Source organism: Paenibacillus sp. J22R67 (genome assembly GCF_059692175.1).
The window spans coordinates 263,502-277,134 of sequence record NZ_JCAUAX010000006.1; the positions used below are offsets into that span (position 1 = coordinate 263,502).

General features: G+C 42.7%; 14 protein-coding genes. 13 read left to right on the forward strand and 1 reads right to left on the reverse strand.

What is annotated here, in order from left to right:
• The first annotated feature begins 193 nt into the window (after positions 1-193).
• Entirely contained in the window at positions 194-1,906 is a 1,713-nt protein-coding gene (locus AC58VC_RS23190; protein ID WP_497371771.1) for a glycosyl hydrolase, read from the forward strand.
• A gap of 66 nt (positions 1,907-1,972) precedes the next feature.
• Here the strand turns inward: AC58VC_RS23190 and AC58VC_RS23195 are convergent, their stop codons facing one another.
• Positions 1,973-2,713, reverse strand: coding sequence for a hypothetical protein (locus tag AC58VC_RS23195; protein WP_497371773.1), 741 nt, complete (start codon positions 2,711-2,713; stop codon positions 1,973-1,975).
• Between the two features lie 268 nt (positions 2,714-2,981).
• Between AC58VC_RS23195 and AC58VC_RS23200 the strand changes: the two genes are divergently transcribed.
• The 12 genes from AC58VC_RS23200 (at position 2,982) to AC58VC_RS23255 (ending at position 13,570) form a co-directional block, all read left to right on the forward strand.
• On the forward strand, positions 2,982-4,016 hold the full coding sequence (locus AC58VC_RS23200; protein ID WP_497371775.1) for an HD-GYP domain-containing protein: 1,035 nt from the start codon (positions 2,982-2,984) through the stop codon (positions 4,014-4,016).
• Positions 4,016-4,312, forward strand: a complete 297-nt coding sequence (locus tag AC58VC_RS23205) for a response regulator transcription factor (protein ID WP_497371777.1) — start codon at positions 4,016-4,018, stop codon at positions 4,310-4,312. The genes AC58VC_RS23200 and AC58VC_RS23205 overlap by 1 nt, the downstream gene beginning before the upstream one ends.
• 188 nt (positions 4,313-4,500) lie before the next feature.
• Positions 4,501-5,262 carry a YveK family protein gene (locus tag AC58VC_RS23210; protein ID WP_497371779.1) on the forward strand — a complete coding sequence of 254 codons (762 nt, stop codon included), beginning with the start codon at positions 4,501-4,503 and terminating at the stop codon, positions 5,260-5,262.
• On the forward strand, positions 5,243-5,908 hold the full coding sequence (locus tag AC58VC_RS23215) for a CpsD/CapB family tyrosine-protein kinase (protein WP_497371781.1): 666 nt from the start codon (positions 5,243-5,245) through the stop codon (positions 5,906-5,908). Before AC58VC_RS23210 ends, AC58VC_RS23215 begins: the two co-directional genes overlap by 20 nt.
• A 96-nt stretch (positions 5,909-6,004) precedes the next feature.
• Entirely contained in the window at positions 6,005-7,234 is a 1,230-nt protein-coding gene (locus AC58VC_RS23220; RefSeq protein ID WP_497371783.1) for an efflux RND transporter periplasmic adaptor subunit, read from the forward strand.
• A 21-nt stretch (positions 7,235-7,255) separates the two neighbouring features.
• Positions 7,256-8,977: a hypothetical protein gene (locus tag AC58VC_RS23225; RefSeq protein ID WP_497371785.1), complete on the forward strand. Its 1,722-nt coding sequence runs from the start codon at positions 7,256-7,258 to the stop codon at positions 8,975-8,977.
• Positions 8,978-8,990: 13 nt separating this feature from the next.
• A complete protein-coding gene (locus AC58VC_RS23230; RefSeq protein ID WP_497371787.1) occupies positions 8,991-9,197 on the forward strand; it encodes a hypothetical protein in 207 nt (68 codons plus the stop codon).
• Between the two features lie 134 nt (positions 9,198-9,331).
• Complete coding sequence (locus tag AC58VC_RS23235) at positions 9,332-10,051, forward strand: hypothetical protein (protein WP_497371789.1); 720 nt, start codon at positions 9,332-9,334, stop codon at positions 10,049-10,051.
• On the forward strand, positions 10,051-10,320 hold the full coding sequence (locus AC58VC_RS23240; RefSeq protein ID WP_497371791.1) for a PqqD family protein: 270 nt from the start codon (positions 10,051-10,053) through the stop codon (positions 10,318-10,320). Before AC58VC_RS23235 ends, AC58VC_RS23240 begins: the two co-directional genes overlap by 1 nt.
• Positions 10,307-10,762, forward strand: coding sequence for a S24/S26 family peptidase (locus tag AC58VC_RS23245; RefSeq protein WP_497371793.1), 456 nt, complete (start codon positions 10,307-10,309; stop codon positions 10,760-10,762). Before AC58VC_RS23240 ends, AC58VC_RS23245 begins: the two co-directional genes overlap by 14 nt.
• 23 nt (positions 10,763-10,785) lie before the next feature.
• Complete coding sequence (locus AC58VC_RS23250) at positions 10,786-12,576, forward strand: ABC transporter ATP-binding protein (RefSeq protein WP_497371795.1); 1,791 nt, start codon at positions 10,786-10,788, stop codon at positions 12,574-12,576.
• Positions 12,545-13,570, forward strand: coding sequence for a nucleotidyltransferase family protein (locus AC58VC_RS23255; RefSeq protein WP_497371797.1), 1,026 nt, complete (start codon positions 12,545-12,547; stop codon positions 13,568-13,570). Before AC58VC_RS23250 ends, AC58VC_RS23255 begins: the two co-directional genes overlap by 32 nt.
• Positions 13,571-13,633 lie beyond the last annotated feature (63 nt).

Sequence of the window (13,633 nt, forward strand, 5' to 3'; positions counted from 1 at the left end):
GTTCTTTCCTCTAGTGTGCGAGAGAGATTCTCTCGAAATATTAGAGGTTTTTTTGTGTTTTCTACAATTTTTTACAGTTTACCTAAGCAAATAGTACTACAGGTGCATAGTATAGGATTGTGGCAGCAGTAAGTCTGCTAGATTCATATAAAAGCGTGCCATTAAACCATAACATTGCGAGGTGAGTAGGAGGATGCTTCCGATTAATTCAAAGGCTAGCCAAAAGGCAATTGATGTTCTGAATTACTTGTATACGATATCAGGTTCCAAAACATTAACGGGTATTCATAACTGGCTAGAGGACCCGAGTGGTTATGTCAATGAGATTAACAAACTGTATGGTGATTATCCTGGTGTTGCCGGGTATGAAATGGGGCCCATTTCAGGTCAGACAGCAGCGCAGGTCACATCTCAAAGACAGAATGTAACGAATGTAGCGAAGAAATATTTTCAAAGCGGCGGTATAGTGACCATGATGTGGCACCAGAATTATCCGCTCACAACCTATACTTGGGTAAATGTTCAAAGGAGTACGACCGATGCGGAATTCAACCGTGTGTGCACGCCAGGTACAGCGGAGTACAATTGGCTTATTTTGGAGTATGATAAAGTTGCGGTTTTTTTGAAACAGCTCAGAGATGCCAATGTTCCTGTTCTATGGCGCCCGTACCACGAGATGAACGGTGGCTGGTTCTGGTGGGGGAAGAAGCAAAATTATAAGGTGCTCTGGGACATTATGTATGACCGGTTTACGAATCTTCACGGCTTAAATAACTTACTTTGGGTCTGGAATGCGAATGCGCCCAAGAGTTCAGACATTAATCCTTACTTGACACATTTCGTAGGGACAAGCAAATGCGATATATTAGGCACGGATTTATATATGTACGGTAACGAGCCATTTAAGCAGGAATATTATGAGGGTCTCGTGGCCATCTCAGGTGGGAAACCAGTTGCCGTTGCAGAGATCGGCCAATTATTCCCCAGCTCAACCTTTAATAACCAACCCAAATGGGCATGGTTCATGGAGTGGGCGAATCATTTGTATGACTATAATACCCTCGCTCAGCGAAATGGCTTATACACGACTTCCGTAGGAAGAACATTGAATCGAAGTGAGGTCTATATTCCCCCAACACAACCAGCTCCGGACACACAAGCACCGACAATGCCGATGAACTTGGCGGCGCCTTCCAAGACAATGACCTCAGTTACACTAACATGGACGGCCTCGACAGATAATATTGGCGTAACGGGATACGAAATTTATGTAAATAACACAAACTTAGCGGGAACTACGACAACGACCAGCTTTACAGTGACGGGTCTGCTGCCGAATACGGCGTATCGTTTTTTAGTAAAAGCAAAAGATGCTGCGGGGAATAATTCGGCTTTTACGCCACCGCTCACTGTGACAACCGATGCCATTTATACGAATTTTGTTCGTGGCATTAATTTCGGTGGGTCATCTGTGACGATCGATGAACAAGGATGGTTAGCAGGAAATCATGGTTTATTATTGTACTCATCCAATGTTCAAACATACGAAAACTTACCGGCCATCACCCCGGTTCCTGCTGTTGATAGCGCTTCAAGCGTAATGCTTAATTCTAGAGTGTATGCTTCAGAATCCAGTTTTACGGTTGCTCAAACGCTGTCTAGCGGCAATTATCAAGTATATATTTGGTCCCTTGAAAGTTATCAATCCAATTCATGCACCTTTGATGTGGTTCTTGAAGGTGTGCAGGTGACAGCGACTCCAATTGGTTTGCTAACGCTAAGCAGCTGGGCCAAATACGGTCCTTACAGTGTCACCGTGAAGGATGGCGTATTGAATATGGAGGTACGGCGGATAACAGGCGATCCAGGCATAACAGGGATGGCGATCTACACAGCTGCCGTGTAATACAAAAAAGTCCGACATCCACGTAACGTGTGTGACGGACTTTCTGCATTCATTTCTCTTTTCCTGCTAGCAAGTAAAGGAATCAATGAAACGCAAATCAATTCCGAAATACATCCAGGAGAAGCCATTCCAACGGAAGCCTGCAATGGAATTTTGACCGACAAAGATCGGATAATACCAGAACTGCTGACCATTGCTCAACCATACATAAGTGAAACGGAACATACAGCGTCTAATGCCACCCGGATCTACTGCAAATGTAGAACCGGCAGTTTTATGCGGCTTTTGCGGGGTGTATGCAGGTGGAGCCGATGTTGGTGCTTGCTCATTGCCACCTGGTACGCCTGAGCCTGGGAATCCAGGCTGCCCCGGGAATCCAGGTTGCCCCGGGAATCCAGGCTGTCCTGGGAATCCAGGCTGTCCTGGGAATCCAGGTTGCCCTGGGAATCCAGGCTGCCCTGGGAATCCAGGTTGCCCTGGGAATCCAGGTTGCCCTGGGAATCCAGGTTGCCCTGGGAATCCAGATTGCCCTGGGAATCCAGGTTGCCCTGGGAATCCAGATTGCCCTGGGAATCCAGATTGCCCTGGGAATCCAGATTGCCCTGGGAATCCAGTTAAGCCGGGAAGTCCAAGCATGCGTGTGTCATATACAGGTACCCAAGCGTAGGCCTGCGGTACAGGATAACCGTATGCATAAGGCACGGGCCCAGGATAGGAATCCGCATACGCAGGGTCAATTTCGGGCTGCTGCAATACGTCGTTGTCCCGTTCCAAATTCCGAGTCTCTTGTTTTTTGTTTGAAGTCATGGATGTAAGTCCTCCTTAGGTTAAAGCGGATTAGTCGATACTTACTATATGCAGGGGGCTAGACGAATGTCACGGTTAGAACTGGTCAGCAGGAGAGATTTTGCCAAACTATACCAATAGTCCTAATTATATTTGGGTTTATGAAGGGGCTAGGCTTTTTATCCTATTAGCAAAGGAAAAATACGGGATTTACCTCCCATGGTTGTATCCTAATTTGTCGTATATAATAGAAATTGGTTATATTTTGAAATAATTGGGGCGGGGTTAATTGAGAGAACTTACGGGGAAAATGTTGAAATACGATGTAACAACGAGCTATGGACTCGTATTAGCGCCAAGCTTAACGGTTCTAACGGCAGAACATTTAGATTTATTCAGACAGCATCGTATTGACTTCATGGATATTATTACAACAAATCCCCAAGAGCAATTGGAACAAGAACTAGTAGTCACCGACTCCCAAGATTCTTCAGAACTTCTAGTACAGAAAGCTGCTCAGTTCGCCAAACAATTATTCGAGCAAATGGAATCAGAGAATAAAATCCCTTTGTTTGAAATTAGAAATCAACTCATTCCAATTGTGCAGCAAGCGGCCGAACATCCTGATTTATTTGAATTACTTGAAGCTGTGAAAGCCAAAGATGAGTACACACATCAGCACAATGTCGGTGTAGGCATACTTTCGACACTTATCGGAAAATGGCTTAAATTGCCGGATAAAGAGATACCTTTGTTAGCGCTAGCTGCTACCCTGCATGATGTTGGAAAAATTAAAATATCGCAAGACATTCTCCAGAAGCCGGGGAAATTAACCAAAGATGAATTCAACACCATGAAACAGCATACGATTCGGGGTTATAACATGCTTAGGGAGACTGTTGGAATTAACTATCGAGTGTCACTTGTTGCTTTGCAGCACCATGAACGAGCAGATGGAAGTGGATATCCCATGGGTTTAAAGGATAGCCAAATCGATCGTTTTAGCCGGATTGTTGCCGTTGCCGATGTGTTCCATGCGATGTCCTCGAATAGGCCTTACCAAGACATGATGCCATTCTATGAAGTCGTGCGACAGATGCGCGCAGGTCTTTTTGGAGAGTTGGATCCGCAAATCGTATGCGTGTTATTGAAGAATATGATTCGAAGTTTAGTTGGCAGGAAAGTAAAACTAACGGATGGTCGTTGGGCAGAAGTCGTCTATATTAATCCTACAGATGATACAAATCCACTTGTAAAAGTTGATGAGGTATTTGTAGATCTTAGCCGAGAACGCCACATTCATATAAAGGAAGTTGTTGTATAATGCAGAATTCAATCGCAGAGAATACAGTTTTGCAACAATTCTTCACGAATTATGGGCTGACACAGCGAGAATCGGAAATTCTTTCCCTTATCGCAACTCACGGGTACACCAACAAGGAAATTGCCGAAAGCTGTTGCATTAGCGAGAAAACGGTCAAGATTCATTTAGCGAATATTATGAGTAAAATTGGTATCGGCTCGATGCGCCGGCTGCTTGCACTACTTTTACAGCAAGCGTTAATGGTTTCAGGGCTGACAAATGAGAAGAATTTAGTTAAATCAGTGGGAATGAATTAAACAAAAAGAGAAGGCCTTTCGAGGTGCTTTTCTTTTTTTTTATGGACATTTTTCGTGATACGATTTGGAACTTAAAAAAGGAATATCTTGTTGACATGATACAAAAAGTATCTTAAAGTAGTAATAGAATTAAGATACAAATAGTATCATTCAATTTTGAAAAAGATGACTTCTCACGGAGGGGAAACATGGAAATTAATTTAAAAGAATATTTGATGATTATAAAGAAGCGATGGTGGTTAATTGTATTGATTGTATTTGGTTGTACTCTTCTTACAGCCATGTATACGACGGCAAATTACGTCCCGATTTATCAAGCTTCGACTAAACTTATTGTCAATAAAACATTCGAGCAGGATCAACTAGGCACTGAGCAAATCGATTATGGAGCAATTAGTGTTAACATGGCCCTCATTAATACCTATAAAGAGATCATTAGAACCCCAGCTATTATGGATAAAGTCGTTCAACGATACCCCGACTTAAATGTATCCACCGACCAATTAATTACGATTGTGAATGTCTCGAACCTCAATGAAACGCAAGTCATGTCGATTACGGCTCGTCATTTTTCACATGATAGAGCGGTGAAGATCGCGAATGCGGTGTCAGATGTCTTTCAAACAGAGATCCCCAAAATTATGAAGGTCGATAATATCACCATCCTGAACAGAGCCAAAGTTCAGGACAATCCTATACCTGTGAATCAAAAATCAAATCAGTATATCATCCTCAGTTTCGTGGCATCGCTCGCTGTTACAATTGGTATCATTCTTCTGTTGGATGCTTTGGATGATACGTTGAAAACGGATGAGGATGTTCGAGAAGCTTTTGAACTCTCGACCTTAGCTTACATACCAAAGGTGAAAACCAAGGCACTAAGGACGACGCAGAAAAATAAATCCAGAAAAAAAGTAGAGGATATTGCATATGCCAAAACAAGCCACTGATTCTGCCATTATGATGCAAAGGAATCCGAGCTCTCCAGCATCAGAAGCTTATAGATCATTAAGATTTAATATTGATTGTTCTGTATTCGGGCGTGAAGCTAAGACGATTACAGTCACTTCTTCAGGCAGAGGTGAGGGGAAAACCACGACAGCCATTAATTTAGCTGTTGCGTATGCACAAACAGGCAAGAAAGTGGTTCTCGTTGATGCAGACCTGCGAAATCCATCGATTCATGTTACTTTTCGTGAAGATAATGGAAGAGGGCTGACCAGTTACCTCGTTAATCAGAGTACAGTGAACGAAATTGTGCGGGAGTCCTACATTGAGAACCTATCCATTGTAACATCGGGTCCAACGCCTCAAAATCCTTCTGGATTATTAGCATCCAATCAAATGGATGTCTTATTGGCAGAACTTAGTTCGGTATATGACATGGTTATTGTGGACACCACTTCCATTCTAACTGTAACGGATGCCAAGATCATGGCAACCAAGTGCGATGGGACACTCCTCATCGTCAAATCGGGTAAAGTGAAACGCGGTATTGCCAAGAAAGTGAAAGAGGAGCTCCATCTTGCAAATGTGAATCTAATTGGCGTCGTGATGAATGAAATTAAAAGCGATCATGCGTCGTCGTATCTTTGACCATTGCGGGAAATCAAAGTAAGGGGAGAGAGTTTATATCCAATGAGAAAAAAACGGCGGAAGCAGCAACCGAAAGTCGTGAGAACCCTTTGCATTTTGACTTTAAGCATTGGCATATTGGCAGGGTGCTCAGATACGGCAGTTAATAATCCAGACAGTAATTCCATGTACAGTGATCAAGCGCCGAAAAGCATTAAAGCCTTCAAGGTCATTAAACAAAAAATCGGTGATCCGCTAGAGCGTGCGGCAGAAGCGCAATCATCAGCCCAATTTGGCGTAACAGCCAAGGCAGCCGGGGATATTGATCAAATCTTGAAAAAGCGCGGAGATATGGTTCAAGAAGGCGATGTGATTCTCAGGTTGAAGTCCGGTGATCTCCAGACGCAGAGAGAAACCGCGGCTCTTGCTGTACAAACGGCTCAGGACGCGATAGAAAAAGCAAAAGCAAGAGCTAAAAAAGAAACGCAAAACCAGAAGTTAGACATGAGCAATGCCATTCAAAAGATGGAACTAGCGATGACCGGTTTAACGCGAAATTACAATAAAATGAAGAACGATTATGATATCGGACTGGTTACTAAAGCTCAGTTATATCAGATGGAAACTCAAATGATGAGTGCCCGCATGGATCTGGATCAGCTTAAACAGAAACTAAGCGCAGTAGAACCGCAGGAAGTATCTGATGAATTGGATGTACAGCTCAAAAGTGCTCAGGTTAATCTGCAGCAGCTTGACCAATCTATGAAAAACCTTGAAGTGAAAGCCACGGTAAGCGGCTTATTGACGGAGATGCCGATGGAAGCGGGGATGATGCTGCAGCCTGGAGCTAAGGTTGGTGTCATTCAAAGATTGGACCCTATTAAAATTAAAGCACAGTTATCGGAAGCAGAAACGAATCAAATCGGTAACAAGACAGAGCTCTCCTATTACATAGTGGGAGCCAACGAGAGATATAAGGGAGCTATCAGTTATATCTCCAAAGTGATCGATCCGGAAACGAAAGCCTACGAAATTAATCTTGAGGTGCCGAACAAGGAGTTGTCTTTGAAGCCCGGAACGAAGCTAAAGCTTCAATTGACGGAAGAGAAGGACCAAATTGTGGTGACAGTTCCTACCTATAGTATTGTCAAAGAAGGTGACAATGCTTTTGTATTCGTACTCACAGGAGATACCGTTGAGAAACGAAGCATCCAATTAGGCAGATTGAATGAGCCTAATCAAGAAGTGCTTTCGGGACTCAAAGAGGGAGAACTAGTCGTAAAGACGAGTCCAAGTCAATTAAGCAATAAAGAAAAAGTTCAAATGACCGCTATTGAAGAGCAATAAATAAAATTGGAGTGACTTGACTTGAAAATAAACTGGAAACATACGTTGGTTATGTTCATTTTATCCGTTTCACTAGTGATTCCATCAGCGGCTTTCCATGTAGCGGCCGATGAAAAATATGCATCTACAACGACGGTAAAAAGCTATCCATTGACGAGTGATATCAAGGTGGAAGTGAAAAGTGTTTTAAATGAAACAACCTCTGAAGGAGGCAGGATCGGCACGGTTGTACGTCTGTATAACGATGGAGATCGCCTAACAGGTGTGCCTGAGTATGAAGTTCGTGCTAAGACGCAAGAAGGTTTGGAATATATCTTGCGTCCAAGTCAGGCTAATCCCAAAAACATTCAACCCAAAGAGACGGTAGAGCTTAGTTATATGACGATCATTGAGCGCTATGATGTCTTTTCACTAATTGAACTTTCTTTCTATGATGTGGATGAATTCGTCTATCCCAAGCAAGAAAAGAAAATCATTTCCCTGCCAATTTCAGACATAGAATGGAAGGGTGAAAAGGCTGAGCTAACCGATCCGTCAACGGTGAAGAAATGGGAAGATAAGTTTACGATTCCAGTGCTGTCTACCACACTGACGTACAAGCCGGTCAGCCTTGCTGAACAGAATACGCCAGACGGACCGATGACTATTGTTACATTACTTGTTACGAATACAGGAGATAAGAAAACAATCATTCCTGATTTCCGAATAAATGGAAAAACAGAGAATAAGATTTACAGCGGAAAGCGAATAGAGAAAGATCCGATCACCCTTGAACTGGGTGAGGAGAACTATATCCACTATGCGATTCCGATCCGAAATAAGATGGATTTGAAAAATTTATCGGTTCTGACGCCAGAAGACTATGTCAGCGAGGATAAAAAACATACCGAATATTTAATCGGTAGATTGACGATCACACCGCCAGGAGCTAACGATGTACGGTTCTTTATGAATCAATTGCCACAATATGAATGGAACAAGCCGCTTCAGATTGACCCATTAACGAAGCTGATTCGACCAGAGATCAGTATTTCTATGGTAGATCTGCGCGTGTATGAAAGTGCGGGTGGCGGATTCAAGGCCGCTGTTGCCAAATTCAAGCTGCTCAATAAGAGTGAAAGCCCATTGCAGGTTCCTCTTTTTCAGACCATCCTTACAAGCAATAGCGGTAATAAATATCTAGGTACAAGACAAGATACGCAGGTAGAAACACTCATCCCTAATCTAAGTTACGTCATCTATTACTCATTTATCATTCCGAATGCAGAAACTGGCGAGCAGTTGGCCATGGAAATTACGGATGGAAAGAGTGTAGAGCCCTACAACCTTCCACTTGCAGCGTTCAAGACGAAAGTTATGGATGAGACGGACGATAAGGATGCAGCCTTCTTTCCTTTCCAGGTGACTTTGAATAATTGGTCGCTGGGGATCAACTACAATATGGGACAGGGAAGTGTACCCTACTCATATAAAAACAATTTAGATTTTGCCATTAAACTTCAGGATGAAATCGTCGTCGATCAAAGCTTTTCCAAAATGAGGCTGGAATTCGCCGATGCCAAAAACAGAATCTTGGCTTCCAAGGTGTTATCCTTTACAGGTGATAATAAGCTGGTCAGCGGAGCACAAACCTTCGATTTTAACTCGGATCGATTGGAATCTACGGTATATCTTCGGATATATGAAATCATTGATACGCCATTTGGTGAAGCAAGACGCCTTATCCAAACTGTGAAACGATAGGAGAGCGAATGCGATGAAAGATGAAACGAAGAAGGAACCGAAATTATATACGCGTCCAATGGTTCTAAGTCAACAGCCGGTTCGTTTTGAAACAGCCCAGAGCTGGAATAAAGGACATGGCAATTTGAATCATCCTGGTAAAGGGAATGGGGGCATCAATTATCCCAACCCTCCGTATAATGGACCCCATAAGGGCGGCGGGAATGGTAAGCCTAATTAAAATTCTTCGAAGAGGTTGACGGCAAGCCGCCGTTGACCTCAACTATCAATAAAGTCCCAAGGGGATGTACAATGACGCGTATTCACACAACAATTGGGGAGCATCTTATTCAAATCATTTGCGACTCCGAAAAGATGACAAAGTGGATTGGACGGAATTTTCCATTGGCAAACACAATCAAACTGCAACCGGATCTCTTCATTAAACTTGAAGAAGGATATGGGAATGCTTTTGTTGACTACCACGTGGAGATTTCCAAAAAATCGAATAAGATTTCATTCCAAAGGGCCGATTATTTGATCGAGACTAGCTTGGATTATCATGACTCTAACATTTGTGTACATGATGAGTTGGCGTTAAAACATGCGCTTATGAATCTATACAGCTCCTATCTGGTTTACCATCAGTGGGGACTATTGATTCACTCATCATGTGCGATAGATAAGGGTAGAGCTTACATGTTTGCTGGTCACTCGGGAGCCGGCAAATCTACTGCGGCTAAGCTATCGTATCCTCGGGAACTACTTTCCGATGAGGCAACCATTATTAAAATCGCTCCAGGTCAGATAACCGTGTTTGACTCTCCATTTCGAAGTGAACTGGTAAGATCAGGTGCATATGAGACTAGTCCTTTAACAAACATCTATCTACTGCATCAGGCCATGGATAATCACATCGTTCCACTAAGCAAATCGAACAGCCTTCTTTTTCTTATGAATAAAGTGTTTTATTGGTCTCACAGTTTGGATGAAACAAGGAAGATCTTCCGACTGCTGCAGCATGTGGTCACTTCGGTTGCGATTTCCGAGCTGCATTTTCAAAAAAATGAGACATTTTGGGAGTTGATATCCTAATGACCAAATACCTTCGAATGAATGATTATGAGTCCATTCAGCTGGATATGGAATGTATTATTTTGAACACGGATGAATTCACATTGACGAAATTAAATGAAGTAGGCGGATATTGCTGGTCACTACTTGGCGTAGCACAGACCGTTAGTTCCATAAGCGAAGCGGTTCGCGAAGAGTACGCATTCGTTGGCGAGAGCGTCGAAGAGGATATTGAAGCATTTTTGACGGAAATGATCGGGCGAGGTTTGGTCCAATATGCAGTTTCATAAAGAATCCTTTCAACTTCTTATTCGTGTGATGAGAAAAAGAGGCTGGATTGAACTTCCGGCACGAGGAACAAGTATGTATCCTTTTATCAAAAAGGGAGATATTTGCCGTTTCATCGTCACGAAGACTGAGAATATCAAAAAAGGCGATATCCTTTTATTTTGTACATCAAGCGGTAACTTGGTTGCGCACCGATTTTGCCGGATGGTCACCAGGAATCAACAGTTACATTACCTTTGTAAGGGTGACACCAATTTAAAACACGACGAAGCTATTGCACTGGATCAAATGATTGGGAAGCTGACTCGGATTGAGCGAAATAGGCGGATCATCCATGCAACGGATCTATTTGCTTATGTCTGGGGACGAATCGTTCTAACATTTCCAATGATAGCGTTATTATTAAGATTTTACCTAAATCGAAAAGAAAGCTTTCAAGTCTAGACTTTCAGTGGAGTGTCGCGGATATGATTGGTATGTTGACAATAAAAGATGTTCGCACGACTTACTCCATATTGAAGCCTTACATGGTTACACATCGTCAGGCATACATGGGGCTATTCCTCTTGTTATTCGTAGATATCGCTTTGACGCTGTCATTCTCGTGGTTCTTTGGTAATCTCACGAATGCTGCCATTCATAGTCAATTTGGACGTATGAAATGGTTGGTGCCCTTAGGTGGTTTTCTTGTTGTCGTGAGCATTACATCGACCTATCTGACTACACTGTGGGAGACCATCGCAACGAATGGGGTAAAAAGGGATTTCTCTGCGGATGTTTTCAAACATATCATGCAGCTGCCAGGAAAGCATATCGATGATAAGCATTCTGGGGATCTACTAGCCCATTTTACCAATGATATTCATAACCTAGATGGGATTATTGGCAGCAGTCTTATTAATTTGATTAAATTGCCGTTCATCTATCTGGCTGTTTTCATTTATTTGCTTCAAATCAGTTGGAAACTAGCACTCGTATGCGTACTTGTGGCGCCTGTTGCGATGGTTTCCGGAGTTATTTTTGGCGTTATGCTTCGCACAAATAACCGGTTAATTCAGGATTTGGTAGCGCGAATGAACGTGCTGCTGAATGAAACGTTTAGCGGACTCTTCGTTATCCGTTCTTTCCTAATGGAAAAGTTCATTTTCGCCAAGTATGTAAGTAGAAATCAGGATCTATATGCGCTAGAGCTGCGTAATGCCAAATTGCGTGGATGGTTCTATGTGGGGAGCCAAGCGGCCGCTTCCGTCACATTTCTGATAAGCCTATGTTTGGGTTCCTACTACGTCTCAGACGGTATCCTAACCGTAGGTGCACTATTAACCTTCATTAACCTTGTCAACCATTTGGTATATCCACTGACAGAGCTAGCCGGACAATGGGCAGGCCTTCAGAAATCCGTTTCCGCCATGGAAAGAATATTCAAAATCCTGGATATAGAGCTTGAATCCGTCCATTTACCTGAGGCGATTCCCTACAAGCCTATGTTGTCATCCATTCAATTCAAAGATATTTCGTTCAGCTATGAGGGGCAAAAGCCTCTTTTCGATCAATTTAATTTGCAAATTCCGGCTGGGAAGGTCGTTGCTATTGTTGGTTTAAGTGGAGCAGGAAAGACAACCTTGTTTCATTTGCTTCAAGGCTTTTATTTACCGCAAGCAGGTACCATCACCATAAACGGTCATTCGACTGCTTCACTAACGGTCTCTGAACAGAGAAGCTTATTCGCACATGTGTCCCAAGAAACCGTGTTATTCAGCGGTACAGTGAGAGAGAATCTGCAGCTAGCCAAACCTGGTATGACAGATGCCCAGATGATACAGGCGGCGTCCATTGCAGGGATACATAACTTTATTACATCTCTTCCTTGTGGGTATGATACCGAGATCGGGGAGAGAGGGTCTAAGTTTTCCGGTGGGCAACGGCAGCGTATGGCTATTGCACGTGCCTTATTAAAGGATGCGCCGATTCTATTACTAGATGAGGGGACATCAGCTCTGGATAGTGAAACGGAGTATCATGTGCAGAAGTCGATGGAAAAGCTGCTGGATAATCGCACCACGATAGTCATCGCTCATCGGCTATCTACGATACAAAATGCGGATCTCATTATTGTCATGGATGCAGGTAAGATCGTGCAAATGGGCCGTCATGAAGAGATGATTAGGCAGGAAGGGTTGTATCGTCGATTATACCGGTTGCAATCAGAGAAAGGAGTTCCAAGTGATGATCATTCCTTTGATACACGCGTTGTATGATCCGCGGGCTTCTTTACCTCTGGATGCTACTTTTTATGAACAAGCGCTTGAGGATATTGCGTATTTTGGCGTAGCTTCCCAGATTTATTTTCTAATTAAACAGCAGGGTAGATGGTCTCAAGTTCCGCCTTTTTTTCAAGAACGATTAAAACAGCCCTATGACGAAACGTTATACCTTAATTTTTTTATTAAAAATCAAACGGACCAGCTGCTTAAGAAATTCGAAGAGTTGGCTATTCCAGTGATTCCGCTTAAAGGCGTCTACTTTGCTGAAACCTATTTTGGTCACCTTGGGGCTAGAGGGACAACCGATATTGACGTGTTGGTGCAGAAGCATGATCTGGAGCGAGCCATTCAGTGTGTGAAATCGCTTGGTTATACAATCGAGCAAGAGCACACAGCGTTACATTTCCACTGGAGCTTATCTAAATCTTTGCCCAACTGTTCTGTTCCACTCACAGTTGAACTCCATTGGGATTTATTAATCGAGCGAACTTCGAATTTAAATATGGATGAATTTTGGGGAGAAGCGTCCCCGGTGGCCTCTTTTCAGTATGTGAAGGAGCTGTCTGTTTATCATTGCTTTTACATGATTTGTCTACATGGCTGGAGTCATTATATGAATTCACCCAAATATTTGATAGACATTATACAAGTTCTCCATTCACGGCACGATCAGATTGATTATATTCGGTTATTAGAGGATGCTGCATCACATAAAACGCTACGAAGAATGATAAGGACATTGCTCATCGTCTATCGCTATTTTCCTCATTTATCGGAGATCAAAGAATTGCCATTACCTTCCCGAAGTAAAATCAACTTTTATGGGGAATATAGGGTGAGCAAAAGTCGAAATTACAAGCAATTTGTAAGTAAAGTTTATAATAAGTTTTTTAATTTTGATTCACTTGCACACTCTTGGGCAGCGCTTGCTCAGTTCATATGTAATCTAGGAAAAATGATGTTTTCGAGCGAGATGAAAAAGTTTTAGTTAGCAGTTGACAGTAAAGAAGTAAGATGATATTCTGAAATTGTTCTCGATAAAGAACGACAA

Bases quoted from the DNA above. Each gene is read 5' to 3' on its own strand.
- AC58VC_RS23195 (WP_497371773.1), bottom strand. From the start codon at position 2,713: ATGACTTCAAACAAAAAACAAGAGACTCGGAATTTGGAACGGGACAAC.
- AC58VC_RS23190 (WP_497371771.1), top strand. From the start codon at position 194: ATGCTTCCGATTAATTCAAAGGCTAGCCAAAAGGCAATTGATGTTCTG.
- AC58VC_RS23215 (WP_497371781.1), top strand. From the start codon at position 5,243: ATGCCAAAACAAGCCACTGATTCTGCCATTATGATGCAAAGGAATCCG.
- AC58VC_RS23250 (WP_497371795.1), top strand. From the start codon at position 10,786: ATGATTGGTATGTTGACAATAAAAGATGTTCGCACGACTTACTCCATA.
- AC58VC_RS23235 (WP_497371789.1), top strand. From the start codon at position 9,332: ATGACAAAGTGGATTGGACGGAATTTTCCATTGGCAAACACAATCAAA.
- AC58VC_RS23240 (WP_497371791.1), top strand. From the start codon at position 10,051: ATGACCAAATACCTTCGAATGAATGATTATGAGTCCATTCAGCTGGAT.
- AC58VC_RS23205 (WP_497371777.1), top strand. From the start codon at position 4,016: ATGCAGAATTCAATCGCAGAGAATACAGTTTTGCAACAATTCTTCACG.
- AC58VC_RS23210 (WP_497371779.1), top strand. From the start codon at position 4,501: ATGGAAATTAATTTAAAAGAATATTTGATGATTATAAAGAAGCGATGG.
- AC58VC_RS23255 (WP_497371797.1), top strand. From the start codon at position 12,545: ATGATCATTCCTTTGATACACGCGTTGTATGATCCGCGGGCTTCTTTA.
- AC58VC_RS23245 (WP_497371793.1), top strand. From the start codon at position 10,307: ATGCAGTTTCATAAAGAATCCTTTCAACTTCTTATTCGTGTGATGAGA.
- AC58VC_RS23230 (WP_497371787.1), top strand. From the start codon at position 8,991: ATGAAAGATGAAACGAAGAAGGAACCGAAATTATATACGCGTCCAATG.